The 243-nt window shown below is 47.7% G+C and carries 1 tRNA gene; it reads left to right on the plus strand.

What is annotated here, in order from left to right:
• The first annotated feature begins 94 nt into the window (after positions 1-94).
• Positions 95-171: transfer RNA gene (locus tag MJG50_RS22045), tRNA-Ile, on the plus strand.
• The last annotated feature ends 72 nt before the right edge of the window (positions 172-243 follow it).

Below are 243 nucleotides of genomic sequence, written 5' to 3' on the forward strand. Positions count from 1 at the left end.
CTAGAGCGTACGGTTCATACCCGTGAGGTCGGGGGTTCGATCCCCTCTGCCGCTACCATATATATTATTACTTTGTACTATTAAATTTATTTAAGGACCTTTAGCTCAGCTGGTTAGAGCAGACGGCTCATAACCGTCCGGTCGTAGGTTCGAGTCCTACAAGGTCCACCATGAATCTAATAAAATGTGGAGGAATACCCAAGTCCGGCTGAAGGGATCGGTCTTGAAAACCGACAGGGGTGT

It is taken from the genome of Fredinandcohnia quinoae (assembly GCF_022427965.1).
Classification (GTDB): domain Bacteria; phylum Bacillota; class Bacilli; order Bacillales; family Bacillaceae_L; genus Ferdinandcohnia; species Ferdinandcohnia quinoae.